Source organism: Trinickia sp., from assembly GCF_035492435.1.
Lineage (GTDB): Bacteria > Pseudomonadota > Gammaproteobacteria > Burkholderiales > Burkholderiaceae > Trinickia.
Genome location: NZ_DATJJF010000125.1, coordinates 13758 through 28132, shown reverse-complemented (window position 1 = coordinate 28132; position 14375 = coordinate 13758). Strand labels below are relative to the sequence as shown.

Sequence of the window (14375 nt, the reverse complement as noted above, 5' to 3'; positions counted from 1 at the left end):
ACCCTTGTCACGAATGACGGCGCCGATCCCATGTTTCGCGGACACGCCATTGCAGGCATGGCGACGTTCTATCTTGCCGGCACCGATCCGAAGCACAAGTACGCGTCGCCGCTTTACGCGGATTTGTCGGGCTTGCCGCCGCTTCTCATTCAGGCGGGCAGTACCGAAGTGCTGCTCGACGATGCACGACGGATTGAGCACAAGGCGAAAGCGGCGGGCGTCGATGTGGACTTCGGGGTCTGGAAAAACATGCCGCACGTTTGGCAACTGTTTGCGCCGTTCGTCCCGGAGGCCGGGCGCGCGCTGGATCATGCGGCGGCCTTCGCGCGCGCTCACGCGCGCGCAGGCCGTCTTCATGCAAGCGGCGAAAGCTCGATGGCCTGATAGGCCGTCAGTATGGCGTCGCGGCCATATCGGCGCTCGAGTCGCCTGATGGCGAAGTGGCCGTGCGCGGTCTGTTGGAAGTGATCGATAAAGACGGTGTTGACGACGGCGCCAAGCGCCGCACCGAGGACGGGAATCGATTTGGCGGCTACCTGTTCGCTCACCTGGACCGAAAAGCGCGCCGCAATCGTGTTGATCAATTTCATCAAGGCGGGGGTGCCCTGCGATGCCACGCCTTTCGCTGTCACACCGGTCGACGCTTTGGATATCGCCTGCGCGAGTGCGCCGCGCGTGATGAAATAGCCGAAATCGGCTTCGTCGTCGGCGGACCTTTCGTATCGCCTCAGTGCTCCACCGCCAAGACCGAAAACGGCGAGGCATTGCAAGCGCGTTTCGAGCGCGCTCAGATCCTCGCCTTCGCTGCGGGCGACATCGCAAATGGAGCGGAACATCAGCGTGGTCGTCAGCGGTAGTTCCGCCGGCAGGGCTACGAACCCGAAGGCGCCACCGGCCGCACCCGTCGTCGCAACGGCGAGCTTGTGCCAGACATCGCGCGACTTGCGCGCTGTCGTCTCGTTGGCCGAGCCGAAGCTTGCAACGGCGGCCTGCAGACACCTGTCGAGTGCTCGGCGCGTCGCCTCGGCGACGCTCTCATGCGCGGCTTCCGGCAGGCGCATGATTAGACGCTCGATCGGTGCGCCCACCGCTCCGGCGAGTTTCATTGCGAGCGGCTCTCGCTCGAGCGCACGCTTGGCCCGCGCCAAGTCGGCCAGATCGTCAGCGGTGAGTTGAGCCTCAAAGGCGGGTAGCAATTCCATCAGACGATTTCCTCCGCGCGGCTACACAAACTGTCCATCGATGGCCGCGCATAAGAGGATAGCGCGAGTGGCGGACGTGCCGGTGCGCCCGAGGTACAGGGGAAATCGACCAGGGCGCTCTGCGGCTACTGTCGGGCAGTACGTGCGTTGTCCGGCATCGGCAAGTTGAAGTTGGTGCGGAACGGGTTGATGTCGAGCCCGCCTCGCCGCGTGTAACGGGCATAGATCGCCAGCTTCACTGGCCGGCATTCGCGCAGGATGTCGACAAACATGCGCTCGACACATTGCTCATGAAATCCCGTGTGATCTCGATAAGAGATGATGTAGCGCAAGAGGCCGGCATGATCGATTTGCGGGCCGACATAGTGGATCTGCACACTGGCCCAGTCCGGCTGGCCCGTGACGGGACAGTTCGACCTGAGCAGATTCGAGAACAAGGTTTCCTCGACGGGGGCTTCGTCAAGCGCTGCATTGAGCAGCGACGGGTCCGGTTGATAGACATCGGCGTCGAGGTCAAGTCGATCGAGCGATAGCCCGTCCAGCTCGTCGAGCGCGAGCGTGTGGAACTCCGATGGCGTCACGAGCCGTACCGACACACTTGCGCCGCAGGCAGCCGATACGTCGCGCTTGAGCGTTTCACGCAAGGTGTCGAGCGATTCGATGCGGGTTTGTGCAAACGAGCCCAGATACAGCTTGAATGACTTCGATTCGACAATGTTCGGCGAATCGGCCGGCACGAAAAACGTGGCGATCGCAATCTGCGGCTTGCCGCGTGCGTTGAGCCACGATAGCTCGTAAGCATTCCAGATGTCGGTGCCGAAAAAGGGCAGCGGTGCTGCGACGCCGATCGCGTCGCGCGAAGGGGTGCGCGCGATTGAAAAGAGCAGCGTCGCGTCGTATTGCTGCGCGTACGCGGAAGGTTTGCCTAGCGGCGATTGGTCCGGTGTCATGGCGATCTCGATGAGCCGTCAGGCGAGAAAGAGACGGTAGACAGGATTGTCGCTCTCGTCCCAATACGGGTAGCCGAGCGTCGAAAGAAAACGCTCGAACGCCGCATTGTCGATGACGGGTACCTGAATGCCGACCAGGATCGAGCTGTAATCGGCGCCCTGATTCCGATAATGGAAAAGGCTGATGTTCCAGTCGGGCGCCATCGACGACAGGAATTTCATCAGCGCGCCAGGGCGCTCCGGAAACTCGAAGCGGAAGATCCGCTCGTCTTGCGCAAGCGGCGAGCGGCCGCCGACCATGTAGCGGATGTGCTGCTTCGAAAGCTCATCGTTGGAGAGGTCGACGGTCGGAAAACCGTTCGCTTCGAATAGTTGTGCAATGGCAGCCGATTCGCCGCGGCTCTTGATCTGCACGCCGACGAAGATGTGCGCGGCGCTCGCATCGGCGATGCGGTAGTTGAACTCGGTGACGCTGCGCTCGCCAACGAGCTCGCAAAAGCGCTTGAAGCTGCCGCGCTCCTCGGGGATTGTGACGGCAAAAACGGCTTCGCGCGCTTCACCAACCTCCGCCCGCTCGGCGACGAAGCGCATCCGGTCGAAGTTCATGTTCGCACCGGATGTGATCGCGATCAGCGCCTCGTTCTCGACGCCTGCGCGCTCGGCGTACTGCTTCAAGCCGGCAACGGAGAGCGCGCCTGCCGGCTCGAGCAAGATCCGTGTGTCCTGGAAGACATCCTTGATCGCGGCGCAAATCGCGTCGGTGTTGACGGTGAGCACCTCGTCGAGGTACTCGCTGCAAAGCCGGAACGTTTCGGCGCCGACGAGCTTGACCGCCGTGCCGTCCGAAAAGAGCCCTACCTCGGGCAGCGCCAGGCGTTCGCCGGCTTTGATCGATTCGGCCATCGCGCAGGAATCCTCGGTCTGCACGCCGATGACTTTGATATCCGGACGCACGGCCTTCACGTAGGCGGCCACGCCGGCCGCCAGTCCGCCGCCTCCGATCGGCGCGAAGATCGCATGGATCGGCGCGTGATGCTGGCTCAGGATTTCCATCGCGATCGTGCCTTGGCCTGCGATCACGTAGGGGTCGTCGAACGGATGCACGAAGGTGAGGCCCAGCGCTTTCTGAAGCTCGAGCGCGTGCGCGTAGGCGTCGCTGTACGATTCGCCGGCTTGCACGATTTCGACGGTCGGCCCGCCATGCGTGCGCACGGCGTCGAGCTTCACCTGGGGCGTCGTAACCGGCACGACGATGACGGCTTTCACGCCAAGACGCGCGGCGGAGTAGGCCACGCCTTGCGCGTGATTGCCGGCCGAGGCGGTGATGACGCCGCGCGCCATCGCTTCAGCGGACAAATGCGCCATCATGTTGTAGGCGCCGCGCAGCTTGAAAGAGAAGACGGGCTGATTGTCTTCTCGCTTCAAATAGACGCGGTTCGCGAGGCGCGCGGACAGGTTGCGCGCGAGTTCCAGTTCCGTTTCGCGAGCCACGTCGTAGACGCGGGCCGTCAGAACTTTCTTGAGGTAATCGTGAGACGAAGACATGGAATGATCGCGCTGTGCGATGGACAGAGGAATGCGGCAAAAAAGCAATGATAGCGCCAACAGGGCGAGTCCAGCGGTCACGGACTTGCCGCGGTCAGCGGCAAACCGGTTCCTTTTCACTGGTTTGGGCGGGTTCGCCCGCCGCCGCCGTGCCTCTTGTGAGCTTGTTGCACCTGTGCGCTTGTGCGCTTCTTGCCGGCAGCCACGCCGCCAACGATGATGCGGTAGAATCGACTTTTGATACTAGGACCGGAAAATGCGCTGGCACCCACGGACTGTCCACTTGGCCCCGGCACCGCGAGAAGCGCGCTCTGCGGCAAAGCGGCATGCCCGTCACGCGCGTTTCGTGCCTCCCTCCGAGCCACCCCAAGGGAGGCTGCGGCCCCCTCGAGGGACAGCTAACCTCAGTGGGCGCGGGAGGCGGTGCCCGGCGTGAACCGCTGACTGGCAAGGCCTGGCTGCCTCCCTGCGAAGCCGTTTGCCGGAGACGCAAAGTTTCCATGAAAATTGCGCCCCACGCGCACCGTGCCGTCCCCGCCGTCCTTGAGGAGTCGGAGCCGGCTTACCGACCCGTCCGACCATGAACGCACCACAAGTCTTCGACCCGCACGGCGCCGCCGCTGCCGCTGCCCTGGCCGCCGATCTCGAGCCGCGCTTGCGCGAAATTCCGTACAACTACACGTCGTTCTCGGACCGCGAGATCGTCATCCGCTTGCTGGGCGCCGAGGCGTGGCAAGTCCTCGACGAGCTGCGCAACGAGCGCCGCACGGGTCGCTCCGCGCGCATGCTGTACGAGGTGCTGGGCGATATTTGGGTGGTGCGCCGCAATCCTTACTTGCAGGACGACCTGCTCGATAACCCGAAGCGCCGCGCGTTGCTCATCGAAGCGCTCAACCACCGGCTCAACGAGATCGAGAAGCGTCGCCGTGCCGATCTGGTTGCGCACGGCGACGAAGCCGGCCAGGAGCGCGCGGCTCGGGTGGAAATGCTGGTGGCCGCGGCGCGGCGCGCTGTGGACGCGTTCGCTGCCGAATTTTCAGTCGTGGCCGATTTGCGCCGCCGCGCGCTGAAAGTGCTGGGCCGCTGCACGCAAAAGGACAACATCCGCTTCGACGGTCTCTCGCGCGTCTCGCATGTGACCGATGCGACGGACTGGCGCGTCGAATATCCGTTCGTCGTGCTGACGCCCGATACTGAAAACGAGATCGCGCGCCTCGTCAAAGCCTGTTTCGAGCTCGGTCTCACCGTCATTCCGCGCGGCGGCGGCACGGGCTACACGGGCGGCGTCGTGCCGCTCACGCCGTTTTCCGCTGTCATCAATACGGAAAAGCTCGAGCAATTGGGGGCGGTGGAACTGACCGATCTGCCCGGCCTCGAGCGCCAGATGCCGACGATCCTTTCGGGCGCGGGCGTCGTTACCCGGCGCGTCACCGATGCAGCTGAGGCGGCCGGCTATGTGTTCGCCGTCGATCCGACCTCGCTCGACGCCTCGTGCATCGGCGGCAACATCGCGATGAATGCGGGTGGCAAGAAAGCCGTGCTTTGGGGCACCGCGCTCGACAACCTCGCCTGGTGGCGCATGGTTGATCCGGACGGCAATTGGCTGGAGGTCACGCGTCTTTCGCACAACTTCGGCAAGATCCACGACGTCGAAATGGCCCGCTTCGAGCTCAGGTGGTTCGACGGCGAACACGCGCCCGGCGAACGGCTGTTGCGCACCGAGATGCTGGCCATTGAAGGCCGGCGCTTTCGCAAGGAGGGGCTCGGCAAGGACGTTACCGACAAGTTCCTCGCCGGTCTGCCGGGCGTGCAGAAGGAGGGCTGCGACGGGCTTATTACGTCGGCGCGCTGGGTGCTGCACAAGATGCCCGCACACACGCGCACCGTCTGCCTCGAGTTTTTTGGCCAGGCGCGCGAGTCGATTCCGAGCATCGTCGAAATCAAGAACTATTTGTTCGAGACAGCCAAGCGCGGCGGCGCGATTCTCGCGGGCCTTGAGCACCTGGACGAGCGGTATTTGCGCGCGGTCGGCTACGCGACGAAATCGAAGCGCAATGCGTTCCCCAAGATGGTGCTGATCGGCGACATCGTCGGCGACGACGCTGACGCCGTTGCGATGGCGACTTCCGAAGTCGTGCGCATGGCGAATGGCAAGAGCGGCGAGGGCTTCGTCGCCGTCAGCGCCGAGGCGCGCAAACGCTTTTGGCTCGACCGCAGCCGCACGGCCGCGATTGCCAAGCATACGAATGCGTTCAAGATCAACGAGGACGTCGTCATTCCGATCCATCGGATGGGCGAGTACACGGACGGCATCGAGCGCATCAACATCGAGTTGTCGATCAAGAACAAGCTGCAACTCGTCGATGCGCTGACAGCGTTTTTCCGAACGAGCAACCTGCCGCTCGGCAAGACCGACGACGCCAACGAGATTCCGAGCGCCGAGCTACTGGAAGACCGTGTCCAGCAAGCGCTGGATTTGCTTGAGCGCGTGCGTGCGCGCTGGACGTACCTGCGCGACAATCTCGACAGGCCGTTGCACGAGGCCCAGCACACGCTCGTCGGATTGGGCTACGAGGCGCTGGCTGAAAAGCTGGCGGATCGCGCAGATATGCAGCCCGACGCGACGGTATTTCACGTCACGCAGGACCGCACGGTGCGCGTATCGTGGAAGCAGGAGATTCGCGCCGAGCTGCGGCAGATCTTCAACGGCGGCGAATTCAAGCCGATCCTCGACGAAGCGCAGTCCATCCACAAAGGCGTACTGCGCGGGCGCGTTTTCGTGGCGCTGCACATGCACGCGGGCGACGGCAACGTTCACACGAACATCCCGGTGAACTCCGACAACTACGCGATGCTGCAGGATGCGCACGCGTCGGTGGCGCGAATCATGAAGCTCGCGCGTTCGCTCGACGGTGTGATTTCCGGCGAGCACGGCATCGGCATTACGAAGCTCGAGTTCTTGACCGAAGACGAGATCGCCGATTTTCGCGCGTACAAGCAGCGCGTCGATCCAGAGGGCCGTTTCAATAAGGGCAAGCTGTTCGCGGGCTCCGATTTGCGCAACGCCTATACGCCGAGCTTCGGTTTAATGGGCTACGAATCGCTGATCATGCAGCAATCCGACATCGGCGCGATCGCCGATTCAGTCAAGGACTGCCTGCGCTGCGGCAAGTGCAAACCCGTTTGCGCGACGCATGTGCCCCGCGCGAATCTGCTTTACAGCCCGCGCAACAAGATCCTGGCGACGTCGTTGCTCGTCGAAGCGTTTCTCTACGAGGAGCAGACGCGCCGCGGCGTGTCGATCAAGCACTGGGACGAGTTCAACGACGTGGCGGACCACTGCACGGTTTGCCACAAGTGCGCGACGCCATGCCCGGTGAAAATCGACTTCGGCGATGTGACGATGAACATGCGCAACTTGCTGCGCAAGATGGGCAAGAAAAAGTTCAACCCGGGTGCCGCCGCGGGCATGTTCTTCCTGAACGCGACGAACCCGCGCACGATCAATGTCGCGCGCACGGCGATGATGGGGATCGGCTACAAGGTGCAGCGTTTCGGCAACGACGTCCTTAAGCAATGGACGAAGAAGCAGACGGCGCATCCGCCCGCGACGACCGGCAAGCCGCCCGTCGTCGAGCAGGTGATTCACTTCGTCAACAAGAAGATGCCGGGCAACCTGCCGAAGAAGACGGCGCGCGCGCTGCTCGACATCGAAGACAACAAGATCGTGCCGATCATCCGCAATCCGAAGACGACCACGGTCGACTCCGAGGCGGTGTTTTACTTCCCAGGGTGCGGCTCCGAGCGCCTCTTTTCCCAAGTCGGGCTTGCCACGCAGGCGATGCTGTGGGAAGCGGGCGTACAGACAGTGCTGCCGCCGGGCTATTTGTGCTGTGGCTACCCGCAGCGCGGTGCCGGCCAGTACGACAAGGCGGAAAAGATCGTCACCGATAACCGCGTGCTTTTCCATCGCGTCGCCAACACGCTCAACTACCTCGATATCAAGACGGTCGTCGTTTCGTGCGGCACTTGCTACGACCAACTTGCAGGGTATGAATTCGACAAGATCTTCCCGGGCTGCCGCATCATCGACATCCACGAGTTCTTGCTCGAGAAGGGCTTGAAGCTCGACGGCGTGACGGGTACCCGGTACATGTATCACGACCCCTGCCATACGCCGATCAAGACGATGGACCCTGTCAAGCTCGTCAATGAGCTGATGGGCAGCGAGAACGACGGCTACAAGATCGAGAAGAACGACCGCTGCTGTGGTGAGTCCGGCACGTTGGCCGTCACCCGTCCCGACATCTCGACGCAGATCCGTTTCCGCAAGGAAGAAGAGATGAAGAAGGGGGCGGCGAAGCTGCGCGCGTTGCCGATCGTCGATGCCGCGGGCGCCAACGGTGCGGGTACGAACGGCGCGGCCGTCAAAATTCTGACAAGCTGCCCGTCTTGCCTGCAGGGCCTCTCGCGCTATAACGAGGACGCTGACGTCACGGCAGATTACATCGTCGTCGAGATCGCGCGTAAGTTGCTCGGGGAAGACTGGATGGCCCACTACGTGCGGCTGGCTAACGAGGGCGGCATCGAGCGCGTGCTGGTCTGATGGACACAGCGCGCCTCGGAGGACTATTTGCCGATGCGGCAATTTCATAAAACGACGCGAGATGACAACGATGGACTGTGTATTCTGTCGTGATGACGGCGGGGAAGTGCTCTGGCAGGACGACCACATGCGCGTCGTCCTCGCACCCGAGCCGGACTATCCAGGCTTTTGCCGCGTGATCTGGCACACGCACGTCGCCGAGTTCTCGGATTTACCTGCCGCCGAGCGTGATCGGTTGATGCGCGTGGTGGGGGCTGTCGAACGCGCCCAACGGACCGTCATGCAGCCCGTAAAGGTCAATCTGGCCAGCTTTGGTAACCAAGTGCCGCATCTGCATTGGCACGTGATTCCGCGTTATTCGAACGACGCACATTTTCCCCTGCCCGTCTGGGCGCCGCGCCAGCGCGGCGTTTCCGAGGCATTGCTGTCGTCGCGGCGCGCGCAGGCGACACTTTTGGGCGACGCTGTCCGTCGCGAAATTGGACGGGCTTTTGTCTGAACGCGCGCGCTGCTACAACCTATATCGAGAAAAGAGATGAGCGGACTGAGTCCCGATACGCCTGTCCCAACGGGCGTCGTCGTGCATGCCAAATCACGCGTGCTTGAGTTGCAATACGCCGATGGCAACAGCTATCGCGTGCCGTTCGAGCTGTTGCGCGTCTATTCACCCTCGGCGGAGGTGCAGGGACACGGGCCGGGGCAGGAGACGCTGCAAACGGGCAAGCGCGATGTGACGATCGTAGCGGTGGAGCCTGTTGGCAATTACGCGCTGCAACCGACCTTTTCTGACGGTCATTCGACCGGCCTCTATTCGTGGGACAAGCTGTACGAACTGGCAACTTGCCAGGACGCGCTGTGGCGCGAATATATCGACAAGCTGAACGCGGCCGGCGTCGACCGCGATGCGCCCATGAGCGCACCCGGCGCGTCGCATGGCCATTGCCACCACTGAAAATCGGAGCAGATCGCACACCGTCGCGGCCCCGCCGCATCAGCATCCATTGAACAAAAAAGCGGAGGACTCAAGCGATGACCCAAACTCACTTCGGTTTCGAGACGGTCGACGAAGAGCAAAAAGCCAAGAAGGTGGCGGGCGTATTCCACTCGGTGGCGCAGAACTACGACCTCATGAACGACATGATGTCGGGGGGGCTGCATCGAATATGGAAGCAGTTCACGATCGCGCAGGCGGGCGTGCGGCCGGGCTTCAAGGTGCTCGATATCGCCGGCGGCACGGGCGACTTGACCAAGGCCTTCGCCAAGCAGGCGGGGCCTGCCGGCGAGGTCTGGTTGACCGACATCAACGAATCGATGCTGCGCGTGGGACGCGATCGGCTGATCGACAGCGGCGTCATCACCCCGGCGCTATTGTGTGATGCAGAAAAGATTCCGTTTCCCGATCACTACTTCAACGTGGTGACGGTCGCCTTTGGTTTGCGCAACATGACGCACAAGGACGTCGCGCTCTCGGAAATGCGGCGCGTGCTGAAGCCGGGCGGGCGAGTGCTCGTGCTCGAGTTCTCGAAGGTCTGGGAGCCGCTGCGCAAAGCCTATGACGTTTACTCCTTCAAGGTCCTTCCTTGGTTGGGCCAGAAATTTGCGCAGGATGCAGAGAGCTACCGTTATCTCGCCGAATCGATCCGGATGCATCCGGATCAGGACACCTTGAAAACGATGATGGAACAAGCTGGCCTCGATGCTGTCAAATATTACAATTTGTCAGCTGGCGTGGTAGCCTTGCATGTCGCAACGAAGTATTAGCGACATCACATCATTGTTTCCAAAGGAGATTTTAAGATGAGCGATTCGCTCGCCGTACCTTGCAATAAGCTTTCCAGTTCGCTGGTGAAGCGAATCGGGCAGGCAGCTATCGTCGTCTTGATTGCGGCGAGTGCCGTGGCGTCGCTCGATGCCGATGCGAAGCGGCTCGGCGGCGGTCGCTCCATGGGGCGACAGGCGCAGACAACGCAGAGCGCACCCGCTACGCCGCCGGCGCAGCAACCGATGCAGCAATCGGTTCAGCCGTCGCCCTCGCAGGCGGCGCGCGGGCAGGCCGCCCCGGCTCCCGCTGCTGCTTCACGTTCGCGCTGGCTCGGGCCGATCGCCGGTCTCGCGGCGGGGCTCGGCATCGCCGCGCTGCTGTCGCATTTCGGCCTTGGGGAGGCCTTCGCGGCCATGCTGGCGAATGCCATCATCATCGCGCTCGTGGCGTTCGCCGTGATTTGGCTGGTGCGCAAGCTGACTTCGCGTGGCCGGCGCGATACGACACCTGCCTATGGCGCGGCAGGAGCCGGCACCGCGACGAGCATGAGTGGCACTCGCTTTGACTCCACCTCCTTTAACTCGCCACCGTTCGGTAATAACCGGACGCAGGCGGGCGGCTACGCCACGCGCGAAGGTGGGGCAAGCTCGTCCGCGCAGGTTGGCTCATCGCAGGCATTGCCCGCGAATTTCGATGCCGAGGCGTTTCTGCATCACGCCAAACTGAACTTCGCACGCCTGCAGCAGTCGTGGGATGACGGCAATCTTGCTGAATTGCGGGAGCTTACGACGCCGGACATGTTTGCCCTGCTCAAGGCTGACATCGATGCGCGGGCTGGCCAAGCGAACCGGACTGATATCGTCCAGCTCCATGCCGACATGCTCGGCCTTGAAGATAGGGGCACTGAGTATCTCGCAAGCGTGCGCTTTACCGGGCTCCTCCGTGAGACGGTAGGCGGCTCGGCGGAGCCGTTCTCCGAGGTCTGGAACCTATCGAAGGCGGCTCGCCCTGGTGAGGGGTGGCTGCTGGCCGGCATCGAGCAAGGCGAAGTTACGCATCACTGAGCGGACCTGATTTGCGGCTCTGGCTTGCCGCGGGCGCGCTGCCTGCTCGTCGCTCCAGGGCTGCATCCCGCCGCACCTTCGCCGTCGTGCTGCATGTGGTGTCTGCCGCAAGCAGTACATGTGCGAACGGGCGGTACAATAGTGGCCCGCGCAGGCCGTTGCCTGCGCGGGTTTTTTATTTCGCGCTCGATGATTCTCGCCGCTAAACCGCTCGCCGCCGTCGTTAATCACCTGCTGGCCAGGGAAGCCTGGGCACGGGAACGCCTCGCGCCCTATTCCGGCAAGACGGCGCGGCTCGTGCTCTCGTCGGTCGCAATGTTGGTTGCCGTCGAGCCCGACGGCTATCTGAGCGCGATCGACGAAGCAAACGCGCCGCACCCCGACGTGACGATCGCGCTGCCGCCCGATGCGGTGGCGGCCTTCCTGCAAGGTGGCCAAACCGCCGTGATGAAGCATGTGAAGATCGAGGGCGACGCCGAATTTGCGACGTTGCTTGCCAAGCTGGCTGAGCACTTGCGCTGGGAGCCCGAAGAGGATCTCGCCAAGCTGATCGGCGATGCGCCGGCCTATCGGATCGGTGCGTTCGCGCGCCTAGCGCGCGAACAGGCGGCGCGTGCTGGGCGCAATCTGCGCGACACCGCTGCCGAGTATCTGCTCGACGAAAAGCCACAACTCGTGCGCCGTGCGTCGCTCGACCTTTTCAATGCGGAGCTTGCGCGCGCGCGCGACGCACTCGCTCGGCTGGAAAAGCGCATCGAGCGCCTCGATCGCTCGGGGCAGGGCGACAACTATAGCGCCCGCGGCATTCGCTAGCCGTCAGTAACGGGGTCCTTCCTCCATGCGTCTTCTGCGTTTTATCAAAATCGTCTTCACCGTCATCCGCTTCGGTCTCGACGAGATGATGCTGAGCCGCATCAATGACCGCCGCGTGCGGCTGCTTTTGCGTATCGGTACGATCGGCCGCCGGTTCAAGTCGCCGCCGGCCGTGCGGCTGCGCCTTGCGCTGGAAAGCCTGGGCCCGATTTTCGTCAAGTTTGGTCAGGTGCTGTCGACACGTCGCGATCTGCTTACCCCGGATGTAGCGGTGGAACTCGCGAAGTTGCAGGATCAGGTGCCGCCGTTCGATTCGGCCGTGGCGATCGACATCATCGAAAAGTCGCTTGGCGCGAGTGTCGATTCGCTGTTCGACGACTTCGAACGCATCCCCGTCGCCAGCGCTTCCATCGCTCAGGTGCACTTCGCCAAGGTCAAGTCTGGGGCGCATGCCGGCAAGCCGGTTGCGATCAAAGTGTTGCGGCCCAATATGCTGCCCGTGATCGACTCCGATCTGGCGTTGTTGCGCGATATTGCTGTCTGGGCCGAGCGCCTTTGGGCCGACGGCAAGCGCCTGAAGCCGCGGGAGGTCGTTGCCGAGTTCGATAAATACCTGCACGACGAGCTTGACCTCGTGCGCGAGGCGGCCAATGCCAGCCAACTGCGGCGCAATTTTGCCGGCCACGATCTGCTTCTCGTGCCTGAGATGTACTGGGAGTTCTGTACGCCGAACGTGCTCGTCATGCAGCGCATGGTCGGGGTGCCGATCAGCCAGGTCGAGACGCTGCGCGAAGCAGGGGTCGACATTCCCAAGCTCGCGCGCGAGGGTGTCGAAATTTTCTTCACGCAAGTTTTTCGCGACGGGTTCTTTCACGCCGACATGCACCCGGGCAATATCCAAGTCAGCCTCGATCCGGAGCATTTCGGCCGCTATATAGCGCTCGATTTCGGCATCATCGGCGCGCTTTCCGATTTCGACAAAAACTATCTCGCGCAGAACTTCCTTGCCTTTTTCAAGCGCGACTACCATCGCGTCGCCATGTTGCATTTGGAGTCCGGTTGGGTACCGTCGACGACTCGCGTCGAGGAACTCGAAAGCGCAATTCGTGCCGTCTGCGAGCCGTACTTCGATCGCGCGCTCAAGGATATTTCGCTCGGCCAGGTGTTGATGCGGCTTTTTTCGACCTCGCGGCGATTCAATGTCGAAATCCAGCCGCAGCTCGTGCTGCTGCAAAAGACCATGTTGAACGTCGAGGGTCTCGGGCGTTCGCTCGATCCGGAGCTCGACCTCTGGAAGACGGCAAAGCCCTATCTGGAACGATGGATGAGCGAGCAGATCGGCCTGCGTGGCTGGTATGAGCGGCTCATCGTCGAGGCGCCGCAGTGGAGCAAGACACTGCCGCAGTTGCCGCGTCTCATGCATAAGGTGCTTGCGGAGACGCAAGACCACCCGCGCGGTGGGTCTAACGAGGCCGTCATGCAGATGCTGCTGGCCGAGCAACGCCGCACGAACCGGCTGCTGCAAGCGCTGGTGCTGTTCGGGTTGGCGGTTGGCGTCGGCGCTGTTGTCGCGCGATTCTGGCTCGTACTCGCGTACGGGACTTGAATCATAGTGCGGCGGCGCATTGCCGGTGGGCGACTGCGTCAGGTGACGTTGGCCGCGTTGTGACGCAACTTCGCGCAAAGTGCGCGGTGGAGCTTGGAGGAAGGGTGATGAACGAGCCGACCAAGAAGGGTTCCGCTGCAGCGAGTGAGTCGTCGGAGCTTCGGAAGCCGTCGCCTGCCGATGCACCTTTGTCAACACGTGATTCCGGAACGCCCGAGTTCTGGGACGAGCATTTCCGGCAGAAGCACACGCCCTGGGATCGAGGCGGCGTGCAAGGCGCTTTTCGCAGGTTCGCGTCGCGCACGCAAAGACGGCCTGTCCTGATTCCCGGTTGTGGCAGCGCGCACGAGGCGCTGTGGCTTGCGCAAAACGGTTGGACTGTGAGGGCGATCGACTTTTCGATGGCCGCTGTCGCGGCGGCGCGCGATCAGCTTGGCGCATTGGCGCCGTTGGTCGAGCAGGCGGATTTCTTCACTTATCGGCCGCCATTCGACCCTGGATGGATTTACGAGCGGGCGTTCTTCTGTGCATTGCCGCCCGCGCGCCGGCGTGAGTATGTGGCGCGCATGGCGGATTTGCTGGTGCCGGGTGGGCTCCTTGCCGGGTTTTTCTATTTTGGTGAGGCTGACAAGGGGCCTCCGTTCGGGATCGCGCGCCCCGAGCTTGCAGCGCTTTGTGCCCCGTACTTCGACCTCATCGAAGACGAGGCCGTCGACGATTCGCTGCCCGTTTTCGCAGGGCGTGAACGCTGGCTGACATGGTGCCGCCGCTAGCGGGGCCAATCTCATCAGGATCAGTCGGCGGCCAAATGCGGATGTTGAACTGCT

Annotated in this window: 12 protein-coding genes; 9 read left to right on the top strand and 3 right to left on the bottom strand. The window is 62.6% G+C overall.

Features of this window, described 5'->3' with window-relative positions:
- A partial coding sequence (locus VL598_RS09800) for an alpha/beta hydrolase fold domain-containing protein (RefSeq protein WP_325326517.1) occupies nucleotides 1-384 on the top strand: 384 nt, incomplete at its 5' end.
- Here the strand turns inward: VL598_RS09800 and VL598_RS09795 are convergent.
- From VL598_RS09795 to ilvA, 3 genes are all read right to left on the bottom strand, one after another.
- Entirely contained in the window at nucleotides 354-1202 is an 849-nt protein-coding gene (locus VL598_RS09795; RefSeq protein WP_325326516.1) for an EcsC family protein, read from the bottom strand. The genes VL598_RS09800 and VL598_RS09795 overlap by 31 nt on opposite strands.
- Before the next feature lie 125 nt (nucleotides 1203-1327).
- Nucleotides 1328-2152 carry an NADPH-dependent 7-cyano-7-deazaguanine reductase QueF gene (gene queF / locus VL598_RS09790; RefSeq protein ID WP_325326515.1) on the bottom strand — a complete coding sequence of 275 codons (825 nt, stop codon included), beginning with the start codon at nucleotides 2150-2152 and terminating at the stop codon, nucleotides 1328-1330.
- Between the two features lie 18 nt (nucleotides 2153-2170).
- Nucleotides 2171-3697: a threonine ammonia-lyase, biosynthetic gene (ilvA, locus tag VL598_RS09785; RefSeq protein ID WP_325326514.1), complete on the bottom strand. Its 1527-nt coding sequence runs from the start codon at nucleotides 3695-3697 to the stop codon at nucleotides 2171-2173.
- A gap of 580 nt (nucleotides 3698-4277) precedes the next feature.
- Between ilvA and VL598_RS09780 the strand changes: the two genes are divergently transcribed.
- The 8 genes from VL598_RS09780 to VL598_RS09745 all read left to right on the top strand — a co-directional run bounded on the left by VL598_RS09780 (nucleotide 4278) and on the right by VL598_RS09745 (nucleotide 14321).
- Complete coding sequence (locus tag VL598_RS09780; protein WP_325326513.1) at nucleotides 4278-8303, top strand: FAD/FMN-binding oxidoreductase; 4026 nt, start codon at nucleotides 4278-4280, stop codon at nucleotides 8301-8303.
- A gap of 70 nt (nucleotides 8304-8373) precedes the next feature.
- Nucleotides 8374-8802, top strand: coding sequence for an HIT family protein (locus VL598_RS09775; protein ID WP_325326518.1), 429 nt, complete (start codon nucleotides 8374-8376; stop codon nucleotides 8800-8802).
- Between the two features lie 36 nt (nucleotides 8803-8838).
- The gene (locus VL598_RS09770) at nucleotides 8839-9255 is read left to right on the top strand and encodes a DUF971 domain-containing protein (protein WP_325326512.1); all 417 of its coding nucleotides are present in this window, start codon (nucleotides 8839-8841) and stop codon (nucleotides 9253-9255) included.
- 77 nt (nucleotides 9256-9332) lie between these two features.
- The gene (ubiE, locus tag VL598_RS09765; RefSeq protein ID WP_325326511.1) at nucleotides 9333-10064 is read left to right on the top strand and encodes a bifunctional demethylmenaquinone methyltransferase/2-methoxy-6-polyprenyl-1,4-benzoquinol methylase UbiE; all 732 of its coding nucleotides are present in this window, start codon (nucleotides 9333-9335) and stop codon (nucleotides 10062-10064) included.
- 36 nt (nucleotides 10065-10100) lie between these two features.
- A complete protein-coding gene (locus VL598_RS09760) occupies nucleotides 10101-11129 on the top strand; it encodes a Tim44 domain-containing protein (RefSeq protein WP_325326510.1) in 1029 nt (342 codons plus the stop codon).
- A gap of 189 nt (nucleotides 11130-11318) precedes the next feature.
- Nucleotides 11319-11942, top strand: a complete 624-nt coding sequence (locus VL598_RS09755; protein ID WP_325326509.1) for a ubiquinone biosynthesis accessory factor UbiJ — start codon at nucleotides 11319-11321, stop codon at nucleotides 11940-11942.
- A gap of 25 nt (nucleotides 11943-11967) precedes the next feature.
- Nucleotides 11968-13548 (top strand): ubiquinone biosynthesis regulatory protein kinase UbiB, encoded by a 1581-nt coding sequence (gene ubiB, locus VL598_RS09750; RefSeq protein ID WP_325326508.1) that lies wholly within the window; start codon nucleotides 11968-11970, stop codon nucleotides 13546-13548.
- A 107-nt stretch (nucleotides 13549-13655) separates the two neighbouring features.
- The gene (locus VL598_RS09745) at nucleotides 13656-14321 is read left to right on the top strand and encodes a methyltransferase domain-containing protein (RefSeq protein ID WP_325326507.1); all 666 of its coding nucleotides are present in this window, start codon (nucleotides 13656-13658) and stop codon (nucleotides 14319-14321) included.
- Nucleotides 14322-14375 lie beyond the last annotated feature (54 nt).